Origin of the sequence: Roseixanthobacter psychrophilus (genome assembly GCF_043195195.1) — a bacterium.
Taxonomy (GTDB): Bacteria; Pseudomonadota; Alphaproteobacteria; order Rhizobiales; family Xanthobacteraceae; genus NCEH01.
The window spans coordinates 76,397-95,222 of sequence record NZ_JBAFWT010000013.1; the positions used below are offsets into that span (position 1 = coordinate 76,397).

Here is an 18,826-nt window from a genome sequence, read left to right on the forward strand (position 1 = left end):
GTGCGGTGTCCCTTGAACGCTCAGTTGGCGGGACCGCGATAGGGTTCGGTCTCGTCATTCTGCCCCGCAAGCACGGGCGCTTGCGCCGTGCCCACCAGGAACAGGCTGTAATGATCGCCAGCCTTGAGCTGCGGCAGCTTCAGCGGCGCGGAGGCGACATCGCCGCAGCGGCCGACCAGGCTGGCATCCACCGGGTTGATGGCCCGCTGGCGGCTGGCCATGGGCGGCACCGCATCGAACACGGTCGGCCCGTCGGCGACCGCCAGCGTGGCGGTGCAGCCGGGCGCGAGGGCATAGAAGCGAAGCATCGCCTTCAAGTCGTCGCGCCCCTCGGTGGAATCGGTCAGCGGCTCAAGCCGGAAGTTCGGGCCCTCCGGCACCAGGACCAGGGTGGTGAAACCGTCAGCGGCGGGAATGGCGGTCCCGGATGTCGGCTTGCCGTCCACGCTGACGTTGACCGCCGTCCCGCCCCGCACCACCCGATACACGCTGGCGCGGGGGCCGTCGGGGCCCAGGGGCGTCTTGGCGCCGTCTCCCAGCGCGACCGTCACGGCAGCTCCCGTGGGATTGAGCACGCGCACGAAGGCCGAGCCTGCGGGCGGCTTGGCGGCATACAGGCGGGTCAGGGGCGTCGCCTGCGCCAACGCCTCACCCGCCGCCAGGCAGGGCAGGGCGGCCAGGCAGAACAAGGCGGCAAAGCGCGCACGCGTGGGAATAGAGGTCATCGAACGAGATCCCGCTTTGAAAAGCCGGCTATACCGCAGCCAATTCGTCGAACTGCCGCCGCTGCTCCGCTTGCGCGGTTTCGACCGCTTCCCGGGTCACGACGCCGCGGGCAACCAGATGGTCGCCGATGCGGCCATCCCGCTCGGGGCGATAATCTTCCATCGCGGCATCGAAGGCGGCGCGCTGCAGCAAGCCCTTTTCGATCAGCAGGTCGCCCAACAGGGGCACGGCCCGCTTTTCCGACTCGCCGAAGGTGTCCCCCTGCTGCGTGAGCAGGCGCAAGGCCGCGGCAATGTCGCTTTCGCGGGCGATCATCTGCACCGGCGTGCCGCCCAGCGCCGGAGCCAGCGCGGCCAGCACTTCCGGCTTCAGCGGACCGCCGACGGCGATGCGGGGCACCCCGTCCTCGTTGCCGAGGAAAATGAAGCGGTGCCGCACGCACAATCCAAGATCGACCCGGCGGCCGACGGCCTGGACCGTTGCCGCGTCGAGATGGGCGCGCGGCAGATCGGACTGCGCCGAGATCGCCTCCGCCAGCGTCTCGTCGTCGAGCCAGCCCTGGAAGATGAGGAGCCGGCCGAGGGGAATGTCTCGCTCGGCCTGCAGGGTCAGCGCATGTTCGAGGCGCGCCTCGTCCAGCACCTGCCAGGACATCAGCAGGTCGCCCAGCCTGCGACGGCGCAACAGCAACTCGTCGGCGGACGGGAAGGCGTGCATGGTCTTGTCCCATGTCACCTGTTCGCCGAACAGCGAGGTGCGGATGAAGATGCGCCAGGCGCGCAGCGTCGCGGCGAAGTTCACGGCGTTGCACACCACGAGGCGAGGCACCGAGAGCACGGCCTGCTGCCAGCCGTACAGGCGCCACACGAAATAGCCGCGCTGCGTGATGCGCAGGAACAGAGCGAAGGTGTTGAACCAGAGGATATAGAGGAGCCAGCTGTTTTCCGTGAACAGCGGGGGATAGCGCAGGGTCCAGACGCCGAGCTCGGCGGCGATATAGAAGGCGATGAAGTTCAGCACCAGGACGTAGGCCAGCGTGCTGACGATCGACGTGATGATCGACTTGCGGTCCCGCACCAGCAGGTATTTCGTGGCCAACGAGCCGGGCCAGCCCTGCTGGCGCCAGCTTTGCAGCGCGATACCAAGGGTCCAGCGGGCGCGCTGGCGGTAGGCGGCGCGGAACGTATCGGGGAAATATTCCCGCACGCACAAGGGCATGTCCAGGGTGGTGGTATGCACGCCGCTGCCGAGCCAGGAATAGCGCTTCACCTGGTATTTCACGGGGAAGCGCACGAAGATGGAACGCATGCCGAGCCGCGACAGGCGCATGCCGATATCATAATCCTCGGTGACGCTCTCGGTATTGAACGGCCGGTTGTCATTGGTGTCGCACAGGGCAAGCAGGGCGCGCCGCGAGAAGGCCGTGCCGACGCCAGCCGAGGGCACCATGCCGGAGATGCTCTCCCGCACCGGCAGATCCTTGGCGTGCCATTCGGCGAATTCGTCCATATAGGTTCCGGCCACCAGCTCGAACCATTCGCGTTCGAGCGAGATCACGGGCAGCTGGATCAGGTCCTTGCGCGGGATCAGGTAATTGAACAGGCGCAGTTCGAGCGGATGGGTGACGTCTTCGCTGTCGTGAAGGATCACACCAGTAAATTGCATGCCCTTTTCCTGCTCGTAGAGGAAAATGGCCTGCACCACCCAGTTCAGGCAGTCCGCCTTCGAGGTCGGGCCGGGGTGGGGCACCTCGACGCGCTGCAGCTGCTTGATGCGGCGGCGCATCTTCTCGACCTCGACGATGGTCGCGGCATCGTTGGGATAGGTGCCGACGAAGATCGTGTAGTCGCGATAATCGAGCGTATCGACCAAAGTCTCCAGCATGCCGGCGATCACGTCCGCCTCCAGCCAGGCCGGGATCATGATCGCGAACGGCTGTTCCGGCCGTTCCAACAATTGCTCCACCGTCAGCGGACGATAGACGCGCTTGATGGTGAGGGCGCGGTAGGTCTCGCGCACCCAGAAATAGATGTCGATGAACAGATCATCCAGGCTCGACACCAGGATGATGATCGCCACAACAGCGGCGACCCATTCGAGCGCGGCATAATAGTCCGCCGCTCCGTAGTTTAAGAGATATGACATGACGCTACGCCGGTCCGGTCTGGCATCACGGTTCCTCTCGCGTGCGGCGGCGCGCCCGCTGGGCAAGGACCACGAAAAGCAGGAAAAGCAGGATCGCCACGCCCACGGCCGCAGGTCCCCATGCGGGGCCGCGCTTGAGGAAACCGCTGAAGGAATCGGTTTCCGCAGTCTCGCGGGTGAGGCTGGCGGAATTGGTGTCGAGCGTCACGACCGGGCCGGTCGTGGCCAGCAGGCTGATATCTCCTGCCGCGAGGAGGAAGGGCTTTTTCCACTCCGGCGGCGTCCCGCCGATGGTGCGGTAGACGAGCCCGATCTGGCGGGCGGACGTCACCGCCTCGATCACGCCGAGATTGGTCAGCGAGCCGACGTCGAGCATGGTCTGCCCGTTGTTGCCGCTAATAGAGAGGCGGCTACCCTCCACCTTCGCCTTGCTGGTCACCGAGGCGACACGCGTGTCGATGGCAAGAAAGGCGCCGTCCGGCGTGATCTCGGCGCCGTCGCCTGCGACGGTCAGGACGGCCCGCTCCGGCGTCACGCCTGAGGCCACCGCCAGCGCGATGACGCGCCGCAGCGTCGCCGGCTCGCGCAGATAGGCCTGTGGGATGATGACGTTGGCCCGGGTGGCGAGGCGCGGCATGGCGCCGAAGAAATCGACCGTGGCCGGAGCGTCCACCAGCACCGCGCGGCTCGAGGGCAGCACGGCCACGGGGAAGGCCTGGGGCGTCTCGCGGCAGCGGTCGCTCATGGGCTGGCGCTGGAACGAGATCTTCAACACGTTGCGTGCCGCGAGCGCGTAGCGCGGCACCTGGACCGGAATCCGCTCGGTGATGCCGTTGGCGGACAGCCGCCGCGCCCCCAGCAGATAGTCGTTCAGCATGATCGAGGCGATGGGCGCGGAATCGCCGGCGCTCGGCGCGGCCGAGACGTCCACCAGGAATTCCGACGGCACACGACCGCCACCAAGCAGGGTTCCAAGATCGAAGGTGGCGCTCCAGTCGCCGCGCGCCAGCACGTCGAACGTGCCGGTGCGTCCGCCCAGGCGGGACAGGTCGATGGAGGTGACGCCGGAGAAGTCGGGCGTGGTGGCGATGCGTACGTTTGCTGCCGGCACCACCAGCATCTGGCGCCACAGGTCGGAAAGCACGCCGGCGGCTTGCGCGGCGGCCTGGGCGGAGATGGCGATGACCGGACGCCCGGCGATGGTGACGAGGCGCACATTCTCCTCGCCCTGTGCTGCCGTCCCCATCAGCTGGCTGCGCAGGGGCGCGAAGGCGCTGGCATTGTCGGGCGAGGTGCCACGCAGATCGTCCTCGAGCGCGCGGACCGACTGGTCCATCGTCTCCCGGATGGCGGGATCCTCAATGATGAAGTCGGCGGAGAAGCCGCCCTGGCGGGCGAGCGCGATATAGGCGCCCAGTTCCGCGCGGTTGGCGATGCGATGGCGTCCGCCGCCGGAGAAAGCCGAAAAGGCGGGCAGGGCCGCAAGGCCGGGCGACAGCACGATGCCCGAGGTGTCCACTTCTTGCCCGACGGCGGGCATGACCATGATGCGGGGCTGCTTGCCGGCCTGCTGCAGCACCACGCCGATGCGCCAAGCCGCGTCATAGGCCGGCTTGGAAAGTTCGCCCGGCGGAATGAGGATCACCGGCCGCGGCGGCAGCGCGCTCCAGGCGGTGGCAAGGTCGCGGATGTCGGACGCGCTGTAGGTATAGGTGAAGCGCGTCGCCGGGTTGAATTCCAGGATGTTGCCGATGGAGCGCTCGTCGCCGCACAATTCCTGCGAGATCACCGAGGACCAAGCCAGATTGAGATTGACGAAGCCGGTGGGCCGAATATCTCCGGAGATCGGCAATACCTCGTGGACGCGGCCCTTGTCTCCGTCCACCGGGCGGGAGAATTGCGGCGTGCCATCGACGGAGACGACGTAAGTTGTGTGTCCGCCATCGCCACGCAGGTAGAGCCCGTCGAGCGTGATCTGCGCATCGCGGATCCGCACTCCAGCGGGCACCGGCAGGAACAGTTCGCGCCGCGCATCCATGCCCCAGAGCGAGATCGGCCGATCGATGCCGAGGTCTTCGAGGTTCATGCTCACGGTGATGGAGCGGTCGCTGGCGAGGCGGGCAAGCGCCGCGGCCGGCGTTTCGGGTGCCGGGGGCGTCTGGGCCTGGGCTGCCGGCGCTGGCTGGACCGGAGGGGTGACCTGCCCCTGGGGCGCCGGTCCTTGTGGGGGCTGCCCTTGAGGGGCTTGCGCCTGTGCGACACCGGCACACAGCGGGGCCAGTACAGCGAGAGCGACCAGAACGCGCAAATGACCGCCTTGCTTAATCATTGTCATGTCTCGAAAAGAAAGTGCGCGGGGGCTTCTCAGGTGCCGTTTCAGCCGAGGCGGAAAATTGAAGCTCAACACTCCAGACCGAAAATCCCGGACCGTACGTTCTGCTTGAGGGTTCAAGGACACGAATGTGTTCGATATCCTGTGGATAGCGTGAGCGCAAGAAGCGACCATCCTACCATGATACCATAGTGCGGGATTCCTGATCCGATCTGGGTGTGAAACAGCCAAGCGGATGAGATTCCGGGGCGGCGCGGCCTCTTCGGCGCACGGTGCTTCTGCCCCATTCCTGGCGGCCCCCTCCATCCGAAGTCCCCCCGATGGGCCAACCGCGACTGCCGCCGAAACCCGACGAGCGGATGCCCATTCCCCATCCCGCTTTTGCCGTTCACCCGTCGTGCATGACAAGGCGGGAGCGGCGCATGTATCCTCTATTGCATCCCAAGGTTAAATTTTTCTCCCGCGGCAACACATCCTTTCTTCGTCCCGGCGGGCGGGGGATGCGGCAAGATATCGGCGCGAAGCGATGGACGCGGGCTATGGACACGGGCCGGGCGGCTTTGCTACACCTTAACCACGTGTTGCCGACCTCGGCGCGGCGCGCGACGTGTCGCGGTGTCGTGGTAACTGCTTGATTTGGCTGGCGCGTTGCGGGCGTAGTTCAGTGGTAGAACGACAGCTTCCCAAGCTGTATGTCGTGGGTTCGATTCCCATCGCCCGCTCCAGTCCCTTGATCGTCGCGACGAACTTCCGGCCATGGCGCCGTTCGCCCCGGCCCGCATGAGACAGCTGCGCATGTCCAAATTCGTAATGCGGATCGACTTTCCGCCCCTGGACCGGCTGGGGCGGGGCAAGATCGAATTGCTGGAGCGCATTCGCACCGAAGGCTCGATCACCAATGCCGGCCGGGCCATGGGCCTGTCCTATCGGCGTGCCTGGATGCTGGTCGCCGCCATGAACCGCATGTTTGCGACCCCGGTGGTGGAATCCAAGCGCGGCGGCGGCGGGGGAGGCGGGGCGAGCCTGACGCCTTTCGGCGCGGAATTGATCGTGCGGTTCCGGGGGATGGAGGCGAAGGCCCAAAAGGCGCTGGCGGCGGATATTTCCTGGCTCGAAGCCGCCTATGTGCCGCCACCCGAGTCGGAGGCGGTCGACGCCGCTACCCCTGGCTCTCGTTCAGCGCCACGGATTTGACCACCGCATAAACCGGCATTCCTGTCCGCAGGTCGAGCATTTCCCGTGAAAAGGTGGTCAGCCGCGCCAGCAGGGACTGCCCGCCACACAGCAGTCGGATGTCCACCATTCCATCGGCGGGCGCGCCGATTTCCGCGATCTGTCCTTCGAGCACGTTGAGTGCGCTCAGGCCCTGCGGCGGCGCGAGTGCGATCATCACGTCGCGGGCCGGAATGCGCACCCGCACGCTCGAACCCGGCGGCTGGTCGCACAGCGGCACGCGCATCTGCCCGCAGCCGGTGTCCAGCACCGTCATGTGGTGCGCGGGGTCGTGGGCGGCGACCTTGGCGTCGATGACCGCGCCGCTTTCCGCCCGCCCGGTCGCGGCGACCAGCTCGGGCCGGGTCAGCACCTGGTCGGCAGATCCGACGGCGGCCGTTCGCCCTTCCACCAGCACGACGATAGTGGAGGCGAGGCGCGAGACTTCGGCCAGGGAATGGCTGACATAGACGATGGGAATGCGGGTCTCGTCCCGCAGTCGCTCCAGATAGGGCAGGATCTCGGCCTTGCGCGCCTCGTCGAGGGCCGCGAGGGGCTCATCCATCAGCAGCAGGCGGGGCTCGGAAAGCAGCGCCCGGCCGATGGCCACGCGCTGTTTCTCGCCGCCGGAGAGCGCCGCGGGCCGCCGATCGAGCAGATGGCCGATGCCGAGCAGCTCCACCACCTGCCCAAGATTGCCCCGCCGCTGGGAGGGAGGGGCGAACCAACGGCCGAACAACAGGTTGCGCCGGACCGAGAGATGCGGGAACAGGCGTGCTTCCTGAAACACATAGCCGAAGCGTCGGCGGTGCTTGGGCAGATAGATCCCGCGCTCGGTATCCACCAAGACCTCGTCGTCGAACTCGATCCGGCCGTGGTCGGGCCGGATCAGCCCGCCGATGATATTGACCAGCGTCGATTTGCCCGAGCCGGACGGCCCGAACAAGGCGGTCACTCCCGCATGGGAGGCAAAGCGCGCGTCGAGCGTGAACGCGCCAAGCTTCAGCGTGGCTTCGACCCGCAAGCTCATCTCTGGTTCGCCTTCTGGCCGGCGACATGGGCCAGGATTTCCGAGGCGATCAGGGCCGCCATGGAGATCACCACCGAGATCAGCGTCAGGCGGAAGGCGCCAGCATCGCCGCCGGGCACCTGGGTGAAGGTGTAGATGGCGGCCGAGAGGGTCTGCGTCTCGCCGGGAATATTGGACACGAAGGTAATGGTGGCGCCGAACTCCCCCATGGCCTTGGCGAACGAAAGGATCATGCCGGCGATCACGCCCGGCAGGATCAGCGGCAGCGTCACGGTGAGAAACACCCACACCGGACTGGCGCCAAGCGTGCCGGCGGCATCCTCCAGCTTGCGGTCGACCGCCTCGATGGACAGGCGGATGGTGCGCACCATCAGCGGAAATCCCATGACCGCGCAGGCGAGCGCCGCGCCGGTCCAGCGAAACGATAAGACGATGCCGAAATGCGCATCCAGAAAGGCGCCGATGGGGCCGCGCCGGCCGAACAGCAGCAGCAGGATGAAGCCGGTCACGACCGGCGGCAGCACGAGCGGCAGATGCACAATGCCGTTGAGCACCGATTTGCCCCAGAAGCGGCCGCGCGCGAGGGCCAGCGCCATCAGGATGCCGAACGGCAGGCTGGCCAGCATCGCGACGGTGGCGATGCGCAAGGTGAGAACAACCGCCGTCCATTCGTCGGCGCTCAGGTGCAGAAAATCCACGCAGGCCTTCCGGGCGTCGGAGGATAGCGGCGCGTGGGACGCGCCGCGCGCCTCACTTTAGGATGGAAAAGCCCTGCTTCTCAAATGCGGGCAGTTCCTTGGCCGAGCGCATGAAGGCCAGGAAAGCCGCCGCATCGGGATTCTTGGAGGCCGCGACAAGCGCCACCGGATAGATGATCTTGGGGTGGCTGTCTTCCGGGAAAGTGCCGACGATAACCACGCTCGGGTCGGCGGCGGCGTCGGTCTGGTAGACGATGCCGTAGGGCGCCTCACCGCGCGAGACCAGCAGCATGGCGGCCCGCACGCTGTCCGCGCCCGCAACCTTGTTCTCTACCGAGGACCACACGCCGAGATAGGTCAGGGCCGCCTTGCCGTATTTGCCGGCCGGGACGCTTTCCACCGAACCCATGGCCAGGCGCCCGCCCTTCAGCAGGCCGGCAAGGTCGAAGCCCTTCTTGATGTCGACCGCAGCCGGAGTTTCCTTGGGGGCGATCAGGACCAGACGGTTGCCGAGGAAATTGAACCGGCTTCCATCCTGCAGAAGCTTGCGGCTTGCGGCATAATCCATCCAGTCGAGGTCGGCGGAGATGAAGATGTCCGCCGGCGCGCCGGCCTCGATCTGTTTGGCGAGGCCCGAGGAGGCGGCATAGGAGATGCGCGTCGTCTTGCCGGTTTCCTTCTGCCAGTCGGCGGCGACCGCATCGAGCGCATTCTTCAGGCTAGCGGCAGCGAAAATAGTGACCGGTTCCGACGCGGCGCGTGCGGCGCCGGTGAACGGCGTGGTGGCGAGCCAAGCGCCCCCTAGGGCAACGCAAGCGATCTTCAGCCAAGTGCGACGAGCCAGATTCATAGTCCCCTCCGGGTGCAGCGCGATATATTTTCACATATATCGCGCCATGGGTTCTTGCTAGCGATATATTTTCTAAACTATGTCGGTGCGTGGTCGACAGACGCCGGTTCGCGCGTCTGCGGTCATCGGAGAAAGATCATGAAAATCAGTGCACGCAATGTGTTGAAGGGTACGATCCTTGAGATCATCAAGGGCGCGACCACGTCCCATGTGCGGCTCGACCTTGGCGGCGGTGCAACCGTGACCGCGTCGATCACCAATGAGGCCGTGGACGAGCTGAAGCTTGTCGTCGGCCAGCAGGCCGCCGCCATCATCAAGGCATCCGACGTGATGGTTGCCGTCAACTGATCCATCGAGGACGACGAGGGCCGCCCCATGTGGCTCTCGTCTCCTCCCCATGCAAGGCGAAGGCTCAGCACGGGCGGAGGCTCCAATCGCGGTGCCTTCGCCATCAAGGAAACGGCACGGCGCAGACGCAGGCGATGGACCTGGCTATATCGTAGGTTCGATCTGCGGCCATGCGTCCGGCCGCGCAAGACAAGGCGTCGGTCCATGTTCGTCCGCCAGCTTCACTATTTTCTGGCAGTGGCGCGGGAAGGGCATTTCGGCCGGGCGGCGGAAGCGTGTCACGTCTCCCAGCCCACCCTGTCGGCCGGGCTGCGCAAGCTGGAAGAAGAACTCGGGCAGCCCCTGGTCGTGCGCGGCCACAGATTTCTCGGGCTCACCGCCGAGGGCGAGCGGATCTTGATGTGGGCCCAGCGTATCGTCGCCGATTACGACGGGCTGAAGCAGGAATTGTCCGGCCGTGGCGCCGGGCTTTCAGGCCAGTTGCGGATCGGCGCCGTGCCAGCCACCTTGCCGGCGATTCCACCGCTGGTGAACGCATTTTGTGCGCGTCATCCTGAGGTGCGGGTACAGATTCAATCGCTCAGCTCGGCGGCGATCCAGCGCGGCCTCGACGATCTCGACCTCGACGTGGGCGTGACCTATCTCGACACCGAACCGCTGAGCCGCGTGGGGGGCCTCGTCCTCTATGATGAGACCTATGTGTTCGTCACAGCCGATCCCGCTCAATTTGCCGACCGAGACAGCATCACCTGGCGCGAGGCGGCGGCAAGCGCACTGTGCCTGCTGACATCCGATATGCAGAACCGTCGGATCATCGACCGCGTGCTCGCCGAGGCGGGCGTTGCCTCGCTCCCGCGTATCGAGGCGAATTCCTTCTTCGGCATCTGGTCGCAAGTGGCATCGGGGGCCTGGGCCAGCATTGTGCCGCAGACCCATCTCTCCAGCTTCGGCCGGATCGCGGGCATGCGCGCGCTCTCCCTCGTCGATCCGGTGCGCCACGAAGCGGTTGGCCTCGTCGCAAGCGATCGCGACCCGCGCCCGCCGGTTGCCGATGCCTTCCTTGCCTGCGCACGCAATTCTCTCGCCGTGCCCGTGCCGACCGTGTGACGGGCAGGAGCAGGCCGCCTTCATTGGCGGCGCCGATCAATTCTTCCGTCCAAACGATTGGACGCACGGGGCTCGGCCGGGCTTCACTCCAAGCGTCGGGGCAACACCTTGCGGTGCTGAGCGCCCGATAGGCGGAGCGGCGCCGCACGGCCTCAGGCCGGGCCCGCTCGCCGGCCCCGCAGCGCGCGCGGCGCCGGCACCGTCTTCAGGTCGTCCTCCATCTTGAAAGGGAGTTCCGATCATCTTGACGGCGGCGCCGCTTCCCGCGCCGTCGGACCCTGAGTTCGTTTCCTACCCCACTGAGCGGGGCGTGCGGCGCCATGCGCTGCGGCGGTGAGAGTGCGTAGCGCGTGTCGCTCGCAGCCTTTCCGGCGCCGCGCGCCGCCCGCCCCGATTTTTTTTGTGCCGCGCCCGATGGGCCTCTACAGGCTGGCCGCCGCCCGCGCCGCCTGGTCGTAATGGCCCGAGAGGGTGCGCAGCATGGCGGCGATTTCGGAGAGCTTGTCCGGCGATATGCCGGTGGCCGCGACGGTCTTAGTCAGCAGAGCTTCGCGCACCTCGCGATAGCGCTGGCAGGCGAGCCGGCCCTTGTCGGTGGCGTTCAAGGTCTTTTCCTTGCCGCGTCGGCCGCTCGAAACCAGGCCCATCCCCTGCAGCTTCTTGGCCGCATAGGTCACGAGATGGGTGTCTTCCACATCCAGCACGAGGCACAGATCGGCGATGGTCTTGGCACGCTCGCGGTGCGCCACATGATGCAGCACCAGCACGTCGAGGGCGGAAAGGTCGGGCAGGCCGGCGGCGGCCATGCAGCGAACCATCCAGCGCTGATAGCCGTGGGTGATCATGTTGAGGCCGAATTCCAGCTCCGAGAGCGCCGGTAGGGCGCCATCCGCGAGATGGGCCGAGGACACGATGGAGCCGAGCGGTCCGGACGAGATCGTGCGATCGGCTTCGCCGGCCGGTGCGGGAGAGGCGGGGCGTCGGGTCATGCGGCTTGGCGTCCGGCTGTTCTTGCGGGCAGAAGTGCCCCGGCCGGGCGAGCCTGGGCCGGAAGCGAGGAGCGGCGGCAAGGCGCGGCCGCTCCGGCGGTGTGGCCGGCCCTGGTGAGGCCGGCCGATTGGATCACCTTACGCTACCGCTCTCACTTCTTGAAGGCGGCGAGCGCGGCTTCCCCGTCCGGACCGGCCTTCTTGATCCAGTCGGCGGTGAGCTGGGCGCCGATCTTTTCGAAACCGGCGCGCAGCTCGGGGGAGGGGGGCTCCACCTTCATGCCCTTGGCCTGGAGTTGCTCGACATACCACTTGCTCTTCTCGATGGAGCTCTTCCAGCCCCGCTCTTCGGCGGCGGCGGCGGCCTTCAACACGGCCTGCTGGGTCGGCTTGTCGAGGGCGTCGAACGCCGCCTTGTTCACGAACACCATGTTCTTCGGCAGCCAGGCCTGGACGTCGTAGAAATACGGGATGCTTTCCCAGATCTTCACGTCATAGCCGGTGGCGGCGGAGGTGATGAGGGCGGTGACCACGCCGGTGGCGAGCGCCTGCGCGAGTTCTGCCTGCTGCACGGTGACCGACTGCGCGCCGAGCAGATCGCCGATGCGCGAGGTGCCGACATTGTAGGCGCGCCATTTTGCGCCCTTCAGATCCTCGACCTTGGTCACCGGATTCTTGGAGAAGATGCCCTGCGGCGGCCAGGGCACCGCATACAGGACCATCAGTCCCTGGGCTTCCATCTTCTTTTCGACGAACGGACGCGAGGCGGCCCACAGCTTTTTCGACGCCTCATAGGAGGTTGCGAGGAAGGGCACCACGTCGATGCCGAAGATCGGGTCCTCGTTTTCGTGGATCGACATGATGACTTCGCCGGCCTGGGCCTGGCCGGTGGCGACCGCGCGCTTGATCTCTGGCGCCTTGAACAGCGAGGCGTTGGGATGCAGCGTGATGACCAGCTTGCCGCCGGTAGCGGCTTCCACATCCTTCGCGAACTGGGCGATATTCTCGGTGTGGAAATTATCCGCGGGATAGGCGGAAGGCAGGTTCCATTTGGTCTGCGCGGCAAGCGGGCTCGCCCCAAGGGCGATGAGGCCCAAGGCGGCGAATGCCGGCGCAAAAAGATGACGTCGTGCCATGTTGTTGTTCCTCTCTGTTTGGCTTTAGGCTCGGCTCAGCCCGGAAACACCCAGCGTGGAAGGACAAGGACGATTTCCGGGAACACAGTAATGATTAAAAGAGCGATGTTGAGCAGGATGAAAAACGGCATCGCGGCCTTCGCCACGGCCAGTGTATCTTTCCCGCTCATGCTCTGAAGCACGAACAGATTGAACCCCACCGGCGGGGTGATCTGCGCCATCTCAACAAGGATGATGAGGAAGACGCCGAACCAAACCAGATCGAAGCCCGCCTGCTGAACCATGGGCAGCACGATGACGGCGGTGAGCACGATCATCGAGATGCCATCCACCAGACATCCAAGGAAAATGTACATGATCGCCAAAGCAAGGGCGAGCATGTAGGGGCTAAGGTGCATGGCATCCACCCAGGCCGCTAGGGCCGCGGGAATGCCGGTATAGGCCATCGCGGCGGTGGTGAAGGCAGCCCCCGCAATGATGAGCATAATCATGCAGCTCAGACGCGTCGCGCTCATAAGGCTTTCGTACAAGGTCCGCCACGTGAGGGTGCGGCTCCACAGGGCGAGGGCAAGGGCTCCGGTCACACCCCATGCCGCGCATTCCGTTGCCGTGGCCAGCCCCAGCAACAGCGACAGGAACACGCCTGCGATCAACAAAAGGCAGGGAATAAGCTTCGCCGATTGCCGGATCTTTTCGCGGAAAGGCAGGATGGGATCGCGTGGCGGGGTCAGTGTCGGGTTCATCAGTGACCAGATCACGATGTAGCCGCTGTACAGCGCCATCACGAGCGCGCCGGGAATGAATCCCGCCAGGAAGACCTGCAGCACCGATACGTTCGCGGTAACCGCATAAACCACCATCGGGATCGACGGCGGGATCAGAAGGCCGAGCGTGCCCGAGCCGGCAAGCGAGCCGATGGCAAGCTCTTGGCTGTAACCGCGTTTGCGCAGTTCCGGCAGGGCCATCTTACCAATGGTCGCGCAGGTGGCCGCGGATGACCCCGACACCGCAGCAAAAATCCCGCAGCCGACGACATTCACATGCAACAGCCGGCCGGGGAGCCATTGGAGCCAGGGGGAGAGTCCTCGGAACATCTCTTCCGAAAGCCGCGTGCGGAACAGGATTTCTCCCATCCAGATGAACAGTGGCAAGGCCGCGAGGGTCCAGGACGCGCTGGCGCTCCACACCGTGGTGGCGAGCACCTGACCGATCGGCACGTTTGTCGTGAGCACCATCGCGGCAAGGCCGATGAGGCCGAGACCAATGGCGATCCAAACACCGCTGCCAAGTACGAACACAAGCAGCAGCAGGAGAATGAGCGCGAGTTGTACAAGATCGAGGGAGGGAAACATGCTCACACTCCCCCGCCGGATGCGATGCGCTCGACCAATTCGTCGGGCGTGGCGGCCGGTTCCTTCTCATAGCGGGGGGCATTGCCGCGCAGGACGTGGATCAATTCGTCCAGCATGGCGATGAACAAGACCCACAGGCCGAGCGTGTATCCGCTTTGCGGGATCCAGAGGGGAACCGCGATCACGCCCTGCGAAATATCGAAGAAGCGATAAGAATCGTAAGTGAGACGCGTCGCGCTGAGCGCAAAATAACCGATGAAGGAAACACCCACCAGCAGGCAGAAAAGCTCAAGATAGCGGCGCGCCGGCCCTCTGAGACGCTCAAGGACCAGGCCGACCCGGATCATTTCACCGTGCTTGAAGGTGTGGGCCAGACCGAGGAAAGCCATGGCCGCCATCGACCAGGAGGTGAAATCATCGCCGGCGGGAACATTGAGGCCAACTTCCCGCCCCAGCGAAAGGGCCATCATCAACAAGAAGATCGTGACCAGGAAGCAACCGGCGAGAATGCCGGAGAGCAGATAAAGACCATCAAGGGCTTTGCGGATCATCGCACCACCCTTTTCTCGGGGTGGATCAAGCCCGTGCGTAGCGATGAAGGGCAGCCGTGCAGCACCGGCCGGCGCGCACGGCTCCTCTGCCGCCATCGATGGCGGAATTCTTCACTCGTCATCTGAACCCCTCAACGGTCGGTGCGGCATCCTTCGGGCAAAACCCTGGATGCTCTGAAAAGATATGCTGGCCTGATGCCGTCATTTCGTCAACAAAATGTTGACGTTTTTTCTCATGCATGACTTCATTCAAGCCGGACGGTGCAGAACGCCCGCCCCGGTCACGGCTTCAAGTGCAGAGTGGGGCACAAGGATCGGGAATAGGAAATTCTAATTTTAAGCCCATTCATACCTGGATCGATATCAATCTATTCACGGCGTGATTGGCTTGCGAGACACGTGCGCCATCGGTGCATTGCAGAAAACGGGCCAGCCGGACCCATACGGGCGGCGCGGCGAATGAGATCAGCACAGGGGTCAGACATGGCAGTGGACGCAGACGCCGCGAGCGCGGGCGAGCGTGGGCTTTGGGAATTCTGGATCGATCGGGGCGGCACCTTCACCGATATCATCGGTCGCCGCCCCGATGGCAGCCTTGTCGCGCACAAGGTGCTCTCGGAAAATCCCGGCGCCTATCGTGATGCCGCGGTCCACGGCATCCGCGAGTTGCTCGGTCTGAAGGCGGGGCAACCGATCCCGGCGGGTCTCGTCTCTGCCGTTAAAATGGGCACCACCGTCGCAACCAATGCGCTGTTGGAGCGCAAGGGCGACCGCACGCTGCTGGTCACAACGCGCGGTTTCCGCGATGCGCTGAAGATCGGCTATCAGGCGCGGCCGAAGATTTTCGCCAAGAAGATCATCTTGCCCGACATGCTGTTCGAGCGCGTGCTCGAAGTGGACGAGCGTTTGCGCGCCGACGGCACCATTGAGGCGGCGCCCGATCTTGATGCGGTGCGCGCGGGCCTGGAAGAAGCCTATGCCGCCGGCATCGTCGCGGTGGCCATCGTGTTCATGCACGCCTATCGCTTCCCCGCCCATGAGCAGCAGGTGGCGGCCGTGGCGCGCGAGATCGGCTTTGCCCAGGTCTCGGTGTCCCACGAGGTCTCCCCGCTCATCAAGCTGGTCGGGCGCGGCGATACCACCGTGGTGGATGCCTATCTCTCCCCCATCCTGCGCCGCTATGTGGGTCAGGTGGCCGAGGAACTCGGCGCCGGTGAGCCCGCGGGCGCCGATCCCATCCGACTCATGTTCATGATGTCGTCGGGCGGGCTTACTGCGGCGGACCTGTTCCAGGGCAAGGATGCCTTGCTCTCCGGTCCGGCGGGCGGCGTGGTTGGCGCGGCGGAGACCGGCGGCATCGCCGGGCTTGAGCGCATCATCGGCTTCGACATGGGCGGCACCTCCACGGACGTGTGCCATTTCGACGGCGAACTGGAGCGGGCCTTCGATACCGAGGTGGCCGGCGTGCGCATCCGCGCGCCGATGATGCGCATCCACACCGTGGCGGCGGGCGGCGGCTCGATCCTGCATTATGACGGCGCCCGCTTCCGCGTCGGCCCCGACAGCGCCGGCGCCAATCCCGGCCCCGCCTGCTACCGGCGCGGCGGGCCGCTGGCGGTGACCGACGCCAATGTGATGCTCGGCAAGCTCATTCCCGATTTCTTCCCGAAGATCTTCGGGCCGGGCCAGAACGAAGCGCTCGACGCCGAAGTGGTGCGGGCGAAGTTCGCCACCCTCGCGCAGGACATCGGTGACGGACGCACGCCCGAAGCCGTCGCGGACGGCTTCATCACCATCGCGGTCGAAAACATGGCCAATGCCATCAAGAAGATTTCGGTGGAGCGCGGCTATGACGTAACGCGCTATGCCCTCACCTGCTTCGGCGGGGCGGGCGGGCAGCACGCGTGCCTGGTGGCCGACGCGCTCGGCATGAAGAGCGTGCACATCCACCCCTTCTCCGGCCTGCTGTCGGCCTATGGCATGGGGCTCGCCGCGATCCGCGCGCATCGCACCAAGGCGGTGGGCGTGCGCCTGGCTCCGGAAGCCCTGGTCGCGCTCGGCGAAACCCGCGAGGCGCTGGCGGCGGAGACCGCTGCGGAATTGGTGGGGCAGGGCGTTCCAACGGCAGAGGTGGAAACCCAGGCCAAGCTCCATTTGCGCTATGAGGGCACCGATACCCCGCTCTCGGTGACCCTGGCCGACATTCCCGCCATGCTGGGCGCGTTCGAGGCCAAGCATAAGGCCCAATTCGGCTTCGTCTCGCCCGAGAAGCCGGTAGTGGTGGAGGCCATCGAGGTGCAGTCCTCCGGCGGCGGCGCCGGCATTGCGGAGGCCGACCATCCCTTGAGCGCCGGCACCCCGCAGGCCGATCGCACCGTCCGCTTCTTCTCGCGCGCGCACTGGCACGAGGCCCCGGCGGTGCTGCGCGCCGCATTCCGGCCCGGCATGGTGCTGGAGGGCCCGGCGATCATCATCGAGCCCAACCAGACAGTGATCGTAGAGCCGGGCTGGCGCGCTCAGGTGAGCGTGAAGGATCACCTGCTTCTCACCCGCGCGGTGGCGCTCAAGCGGGCCGAGGCGGTGGGCACCCATGCCGATCCGGTCATGCTGGAGGTGTTCAACAATCTTTTCATGTCGATCGCCGAGCAGATGGGCGTGACGTTACAGAACACAGCCTATTCCGTGAACATCAAGGAGCGGCTCGACTTCTCCTGCGCGGTGTTCTCGGGCACCGGAGAATTGGTGGCCAACGCGCCCCATATGCCGGTGCATTTGGGCTCCATGGATCGTTCGGTGGAAACCGTGATCCGCGAGAATGAGGGGGCCATCCGGCCCGGCGACGTGTTCGCCCTCAACGCGCCCTATAATGGCGGCACCCATCTGCCCGACATCACCGTGTGCTCGCCGGTGTTCGACGATGCGGGCAAGGAGCTGCTGTTCTGGGTGGCCTCGCGCGGCCATCATGCGGATGTGGGCGGCGTTGCCCCCGGCTCCATGAGCCCGCGCGCCACGATCATCGAGGAAGAGGGCGTCTATATCGACAATTTCAAACTGGTGGACCAGGGCCGCTTCCGCGAAGAGGAATTGCTGGGCCTGCTTTCCGGTGCGAAATATCCCGCGCGCAATCCGGTGCAGAACGTGGCGGACCTCAAGGCGCAAATCGCCGCCAATGAGAAGGGCATCCAGGAATTGCGCAAGATGATCTCGACCTTCGGGCTCGATGTCGTCACCGCTTATATGGGCCACGTGCAGGACAACGCCGAGGAGAGCGTGCGCCGGGTTCTCGATCGTCTCAATGACTGCGAATACAGCTATGAGATGGACCAGGGCACGGTGATCAAGGTGAAGATCACCGTCGACAAGGCGGCCCGCCGCGCCACGGTGGATTTCACCGGCTCCTCGCCCCAGCAGGAGACCAATTTCAACGCCCCCGCCCCGGTCACGCGCGCCGCCGTGCTCTATGTCTTCCGCGTCATGGTGGAGGACGAAATCCCCATGAATGCCGGCTGCCTGCGCCCCATCGACATCGTGGTGCCGCAGGGCTCCATGCTCTCCCCGGTCTATCCGGCGGCCGTGGTTGCGGGGAATGTGGAGACCTCGCAGGCGGTCACCAATTGCCTGTTCGGTGCGCTCAAAGCCATGGGCGCTTCCCAGGGCACCATGAACAATCTCACCTTCGGCAATGAGAAGATCCAGTATTACGAGACCATCTGCTCGGGCTCCCCGGCAGGTCCCGGGTTTGACGGCACGGATGCGGTGCATGTGCACATGACCAATTCCCGCCTCACCGATCCGGAAATCCTGGAAACCCGCTTCCCCGTGCTGCTGGAGGATTTCCACGTGCGGCCCGGCTCGGGCGGGAGGGGACAGTGGAACGCGGGCGCGGGCACCTACCGGCGCATCCGCTTCCTGGAGAAGATGGATTGCGCGCTGCTGTCCTCGCACCGCCGCGTGCGCCCGTTCGGCGTGGACGGCGGGGAATATGGCGCGGTGGGCGAAGGGTTCGTGCGCCGCAATGATGGGTCCTACAACGTGTTGGAAGGCTGCGACCAGACGGTGCTGGAGGCCGGCGAGGCGGTGATCGTCATCACGCCTACCGGCGGCGGGTATGGTGATCCGGCGCTGCGAAAGTCCAAGACCGTTTGACGAAGCGCCGCGCCGCGACTTGAGCGTGCGATGCGGTCGGCGCGTCTTTTGGAAGGGTCCGCAACCGGCTGAAGGGTCGGTTGCTCCACAGGCCGGTCCCGATCAGGGCGCCATGCGCTCTGGTCGGGGTATCCGAGTGAGGCGCTTGCCTCTGAAGTCGCGGGAAGTCCTTTGCAAAGTGTGCTGCTCCGCAAAAACATCATC

General features: G+C 65.5%; 14 protein-coding genes and 1 tRNA gene. 5 read left to right on the forward strand and 10 right to left on the reverse strand.

Annotated features, from left to right (window positions below; genetic code table 11):
- Window positions 1-20: 20 nt before the first annotated feature.
- Genes V5F77_RS13735 through V5F77_RS13745 form a run of 3 tightly spaced genes read right to left on the reverse strand, consistent with a single transcriptional unit; the run spans window position 21 to window position 5,200 of the window.
- Window positions 21-725 (reverse strand): alginate O-acetyltransferase AlgF, encoded by a 705-nt coding sequence (locus tag V5F77_RS13735; RefSeq protein ID WP_429005922.1) that lies wholly within the window; start codon window positions 723-725, stop codon window positions 21-23.
- 28 nt (window positions 726-753) lie between these two features.
- Window positions 754-2,871, reverse strand: coding sequence for a glycosyl transferase family protein (locus V5F77_RS13740; RefSeq protein ID WP_429005923.1), 2,118 nt, complete (start codon window positions 2,869-2,871; stop codon window positions 754-756).
- 25 nt (window positions 2,872-2,896) lie between these two features.
- Window positions 2,897-5,200, reverse strand: a complete 2,304-nt coding sequence (locus V5F77_RS13745; protein WP_429005924.1) for a hypothetical protein — start codon at window positions 5,198-5,200, stop codon at window positions 2,897-2,899.
- 653 nt (window positions 5,201-5,853) lie between these two features.
- On the opposite strand from V5F77_RS13745, the gene V5F77_RS13750 reads away from it, so the two are divergent.
- Together V5F77_RS13750 and V5F77_RS13755 are read left to right on the forward strand one after the other, a co-directional pair.
- Window positions 5,854-5,928 (forward strand) — tRNA-Gly (locus V5F77_RS13750).
- A gap of 70 nt (window positions 5,929-5,998) precedes the next feature.
- Window positions 5,999-6,397 (forward strand): winged helix-turn-helix domain-containing protein, encoded by a 399-nt coding sequence (locus V5F77_RS13755; RefSeq protein ID WP_429005925.1) that lies wholly within the window; start codon window positions 5,999-6,001, stop codon window positions 6,395-6,397.
- On the opposite strand, the gene modC is transcribed toward V5F77_RS13755, so the two are convergent.
- From modC to modA, 3 genes are read right to left on the reverse strand one after another with little or no spacing between them, the layout of a single operon-like run.
- Window positions 6,363-7,445 carry a molybdenum ABC transporter ATP-binding protein gene (gene modC, locus V5F77_RS13760; RefSeq protein ID WP_429005926.1) on the reverse strand — a complete coding sequence of 361 codons (1,083 nt, stop codon included), beginning with the start codon at window positions 7,443-7,445 and terminating at the stop codon, window positions 6,363-6,365. The genes V5F77_RS13755 and modC overlap by 35 nt on opposite strands.
- A complete protein-coding gene (gene modB / locus V5F77_RS13765) occupies window positions 7,442-8,143 on the reverse strand; it encodes a molybdate ABC transporter permease subunit (RefSeq protein WP_429005927.1) in 702 nt (233 codons plus the stop codon). Before modB ends, modC begins: the two co-directional genes overlap by 4 nt.
- 52 nt (window positions 8,144-8,195) lie before the next feature.
- Window positions 8,196-8,993 carry a molybdate ABC transporter substrate-binding protein gene (gene modA, locus V5F77_RS13770; protein WP_429005928.1) on the reverse strand — a complete coding sequence of 266 codons (798 nt, stop codon included), beginning with the start codon at window positions 8,991-8,993 and terminating at the stop codon, window positions 8,196-8,198.
- Window positions 8,994-9,131: 138 nt separating this feature from the next.
- On the opposite strand from modA, the gene V5F77_RS13775 reads away from it, so the two are divergent.
- Window positions 9,132-9,341, forward strand: a complete 210-nt coding sequence (locus tag V5F77_RS13775; protein WP_429005929.1) for a TOBE domain-containing protein — start codon at window positions 9,132-9,134, stop codon at window positions 9,339-9,341.
- A gap of 204 nt (window positions 9,342-9,545) precedes the next feature.
- A complete protein-coding gene (locus tag V5F77_RS13780) occupies window positions 9,546-10,448 on the forward strand; it encodes a LysR family transcriptional regulator (RefSeq protein ID WP_429005930.1) in 903 nt (300 codons plus the stop codon).
- Between the two features lie 422 nt (window positions 10,449-10,870).
- On the opposite strand, the gene V5F77_RS13785 is transcribed toward V5F77_RS13780, so the two are convergent.
- The 4 genes from V5F77_RS13785 to V5F77_RS13800 all read right to left on the reverse strand — a co-directional run bounded on the left by V5F77_RS13785 (window position 10,871) and on the right by V5F77_RS13800 (window position 14,572).
- Entirely contained in the window at window positions 10,871-11,437 is a 567-nt protein-coding gene (locus V5F77_RS13785) for a winged helix DNA-binding protein (RefSeq protein WP_429005931.1), read from the reverse strand.
- Between the two features lie 152 nt (window positions 11,438-11,589).
- Window positions 11,590-12,573 carry a TRAP transporter substrate-binding protein gene (locus V5F77_RS13790; protein WP_429005932.1) on the reverse strand — a complete coding sequence of 328 codons (984 nt, stop codon included), beginning with the start codon at window positions 12,571-12,573 and terminating at the stop codon, window positions 11,590-11,592.
- 35 nt (window positions 12,574-12,608) lie between these two features.
- Window positions 12,609-13,925 carry a TRAP transporter large permease gene (locus V5F77_RS13795; RefSeq protein WP_429005933.1) on the reverse strand — a complete coding sequence of 439 codons (1,317 nt, stop codon included), beginning with the start codon at window positions 13,923-13,925 and terminating at the stop codon, window positions 12,609-12,611.
- A gap of 2 nt (window positions 13,926-13,927) precedes the next feature.
- A complete protein-coding gene (locus V5F77_RS13800; RefSeq protein WP_429005934.1) occupies window positions 13,928-14,572 on the reverse strand; it encodes a TRAP transporter small permease in 645 nt (214 codons plus the stop codon).
- A gap of 387 nt (window positions 14,573-14,959) precedes the next feature.
- Here V5F77_RS13800 and V5F77_RS13805 point away from each other — a divergent pair, with 387 nt between their 5' ends.
- Entirely contained in the window at window positions 14,960-18,622 is a 3,663-nt protein-coding gene (locus tag V5F77_RS13805) for a hydantoinase B/oxoprolinase family protein (protein WP_429005935.1), read from the forward strand.
- Window positions 18,623-18,826 lie beyond the last annotated feature (204 nt).

Coding starts and splice junctions, on each gene's coding strand:
- V5F77_RS13755 (WP_429005925.1), top strand. CDS start 5,999: ATGTCCAAATTCGTAATGCGGATCGACTTTCCGCCCCTGGACCGGCTG.
- V5F77_RS13780 (WP_429005930.1), top strand. CDS start 9,546: ATGTTCGTCCGCCAGCTTCACTATTTTCTGGCAGTGGCGCGGGAAGGG.
- V5F77_RS13745 (WP_429005924.1), bottom strand. CDS start 5,200: ATGATTAAGCAAGGCGGTCATTTGCGCGTTCTGGTCGCTCTCGCTGTA.
- V5F77_RS13775 (WP_429005929.1), top strand. CDS start 9,132: ATGAAAATCAGTGCACGCAATGTGTTGAAGGGTACGATCCTTGAGATC.
- V5F77_RS13785 (WP_429005931.1), bottom strand. CDS start 11,437: ATGACCCGACGCCCCGCCTCTCCCGCACCGGCCGGCGAAGCCGATCGC.
- V5F77_RS13740 (WP_429005923.1), bottom strand. CDS start 2,871: ATGTCATATCTCTTAAACTACGGAGCGGCGGACTATTATGCCGCGCTC.
- V5F77_RS13800 (WP_429005934.1), bottom strand. CDS start 14,572: ATGGCGGCAGAGGAGCCGTGCGCGCCGGCCGGTGCTGCACGGCTGCCC.
- V5F77_RS13805 (WP_429005935.1), top strand. CDS start 14,960: ATGGCAGTGGACGCAGACGCCGCGAGCGCGGGCGAGCGTGGGCTTTGG.
- V5F77_RS13790 (WP_429005932.1), bottom strand. CDS start 12,573: ATGGCACGACGTCATCTTTTTGCGCCGGCATTCGCCGCCTTGGGCCTC.
- V5F77_RS13735 (WP_429005922.1), bottom strand. CDS start 725: ATGACCTCTATTCCCACGCGTGCGCGCTTTGCCGCCTTGTTCTGCCTG.
- modA (WP_429005928.1), bottom strand. CDS start 8,993: ATGAATCTGGCTCGTCGCACTTGGCTGAAGATCGCTTGCGTTGCCCTA.
- V5F77_RS13795 (WP_429005933.1), bottom strand. CDS start 13,925: ATGTTTCCCTCCCTCGATCTTGTACAACTCGCGCTCATTCTCCTGCTG.
- modC (WP_429005926.1), bottom strand. CDS start 7,445: ATGAGCTTGCGGGTCGAAGCCACGCTGAAGCTTGGCGCGTTCACGCTC.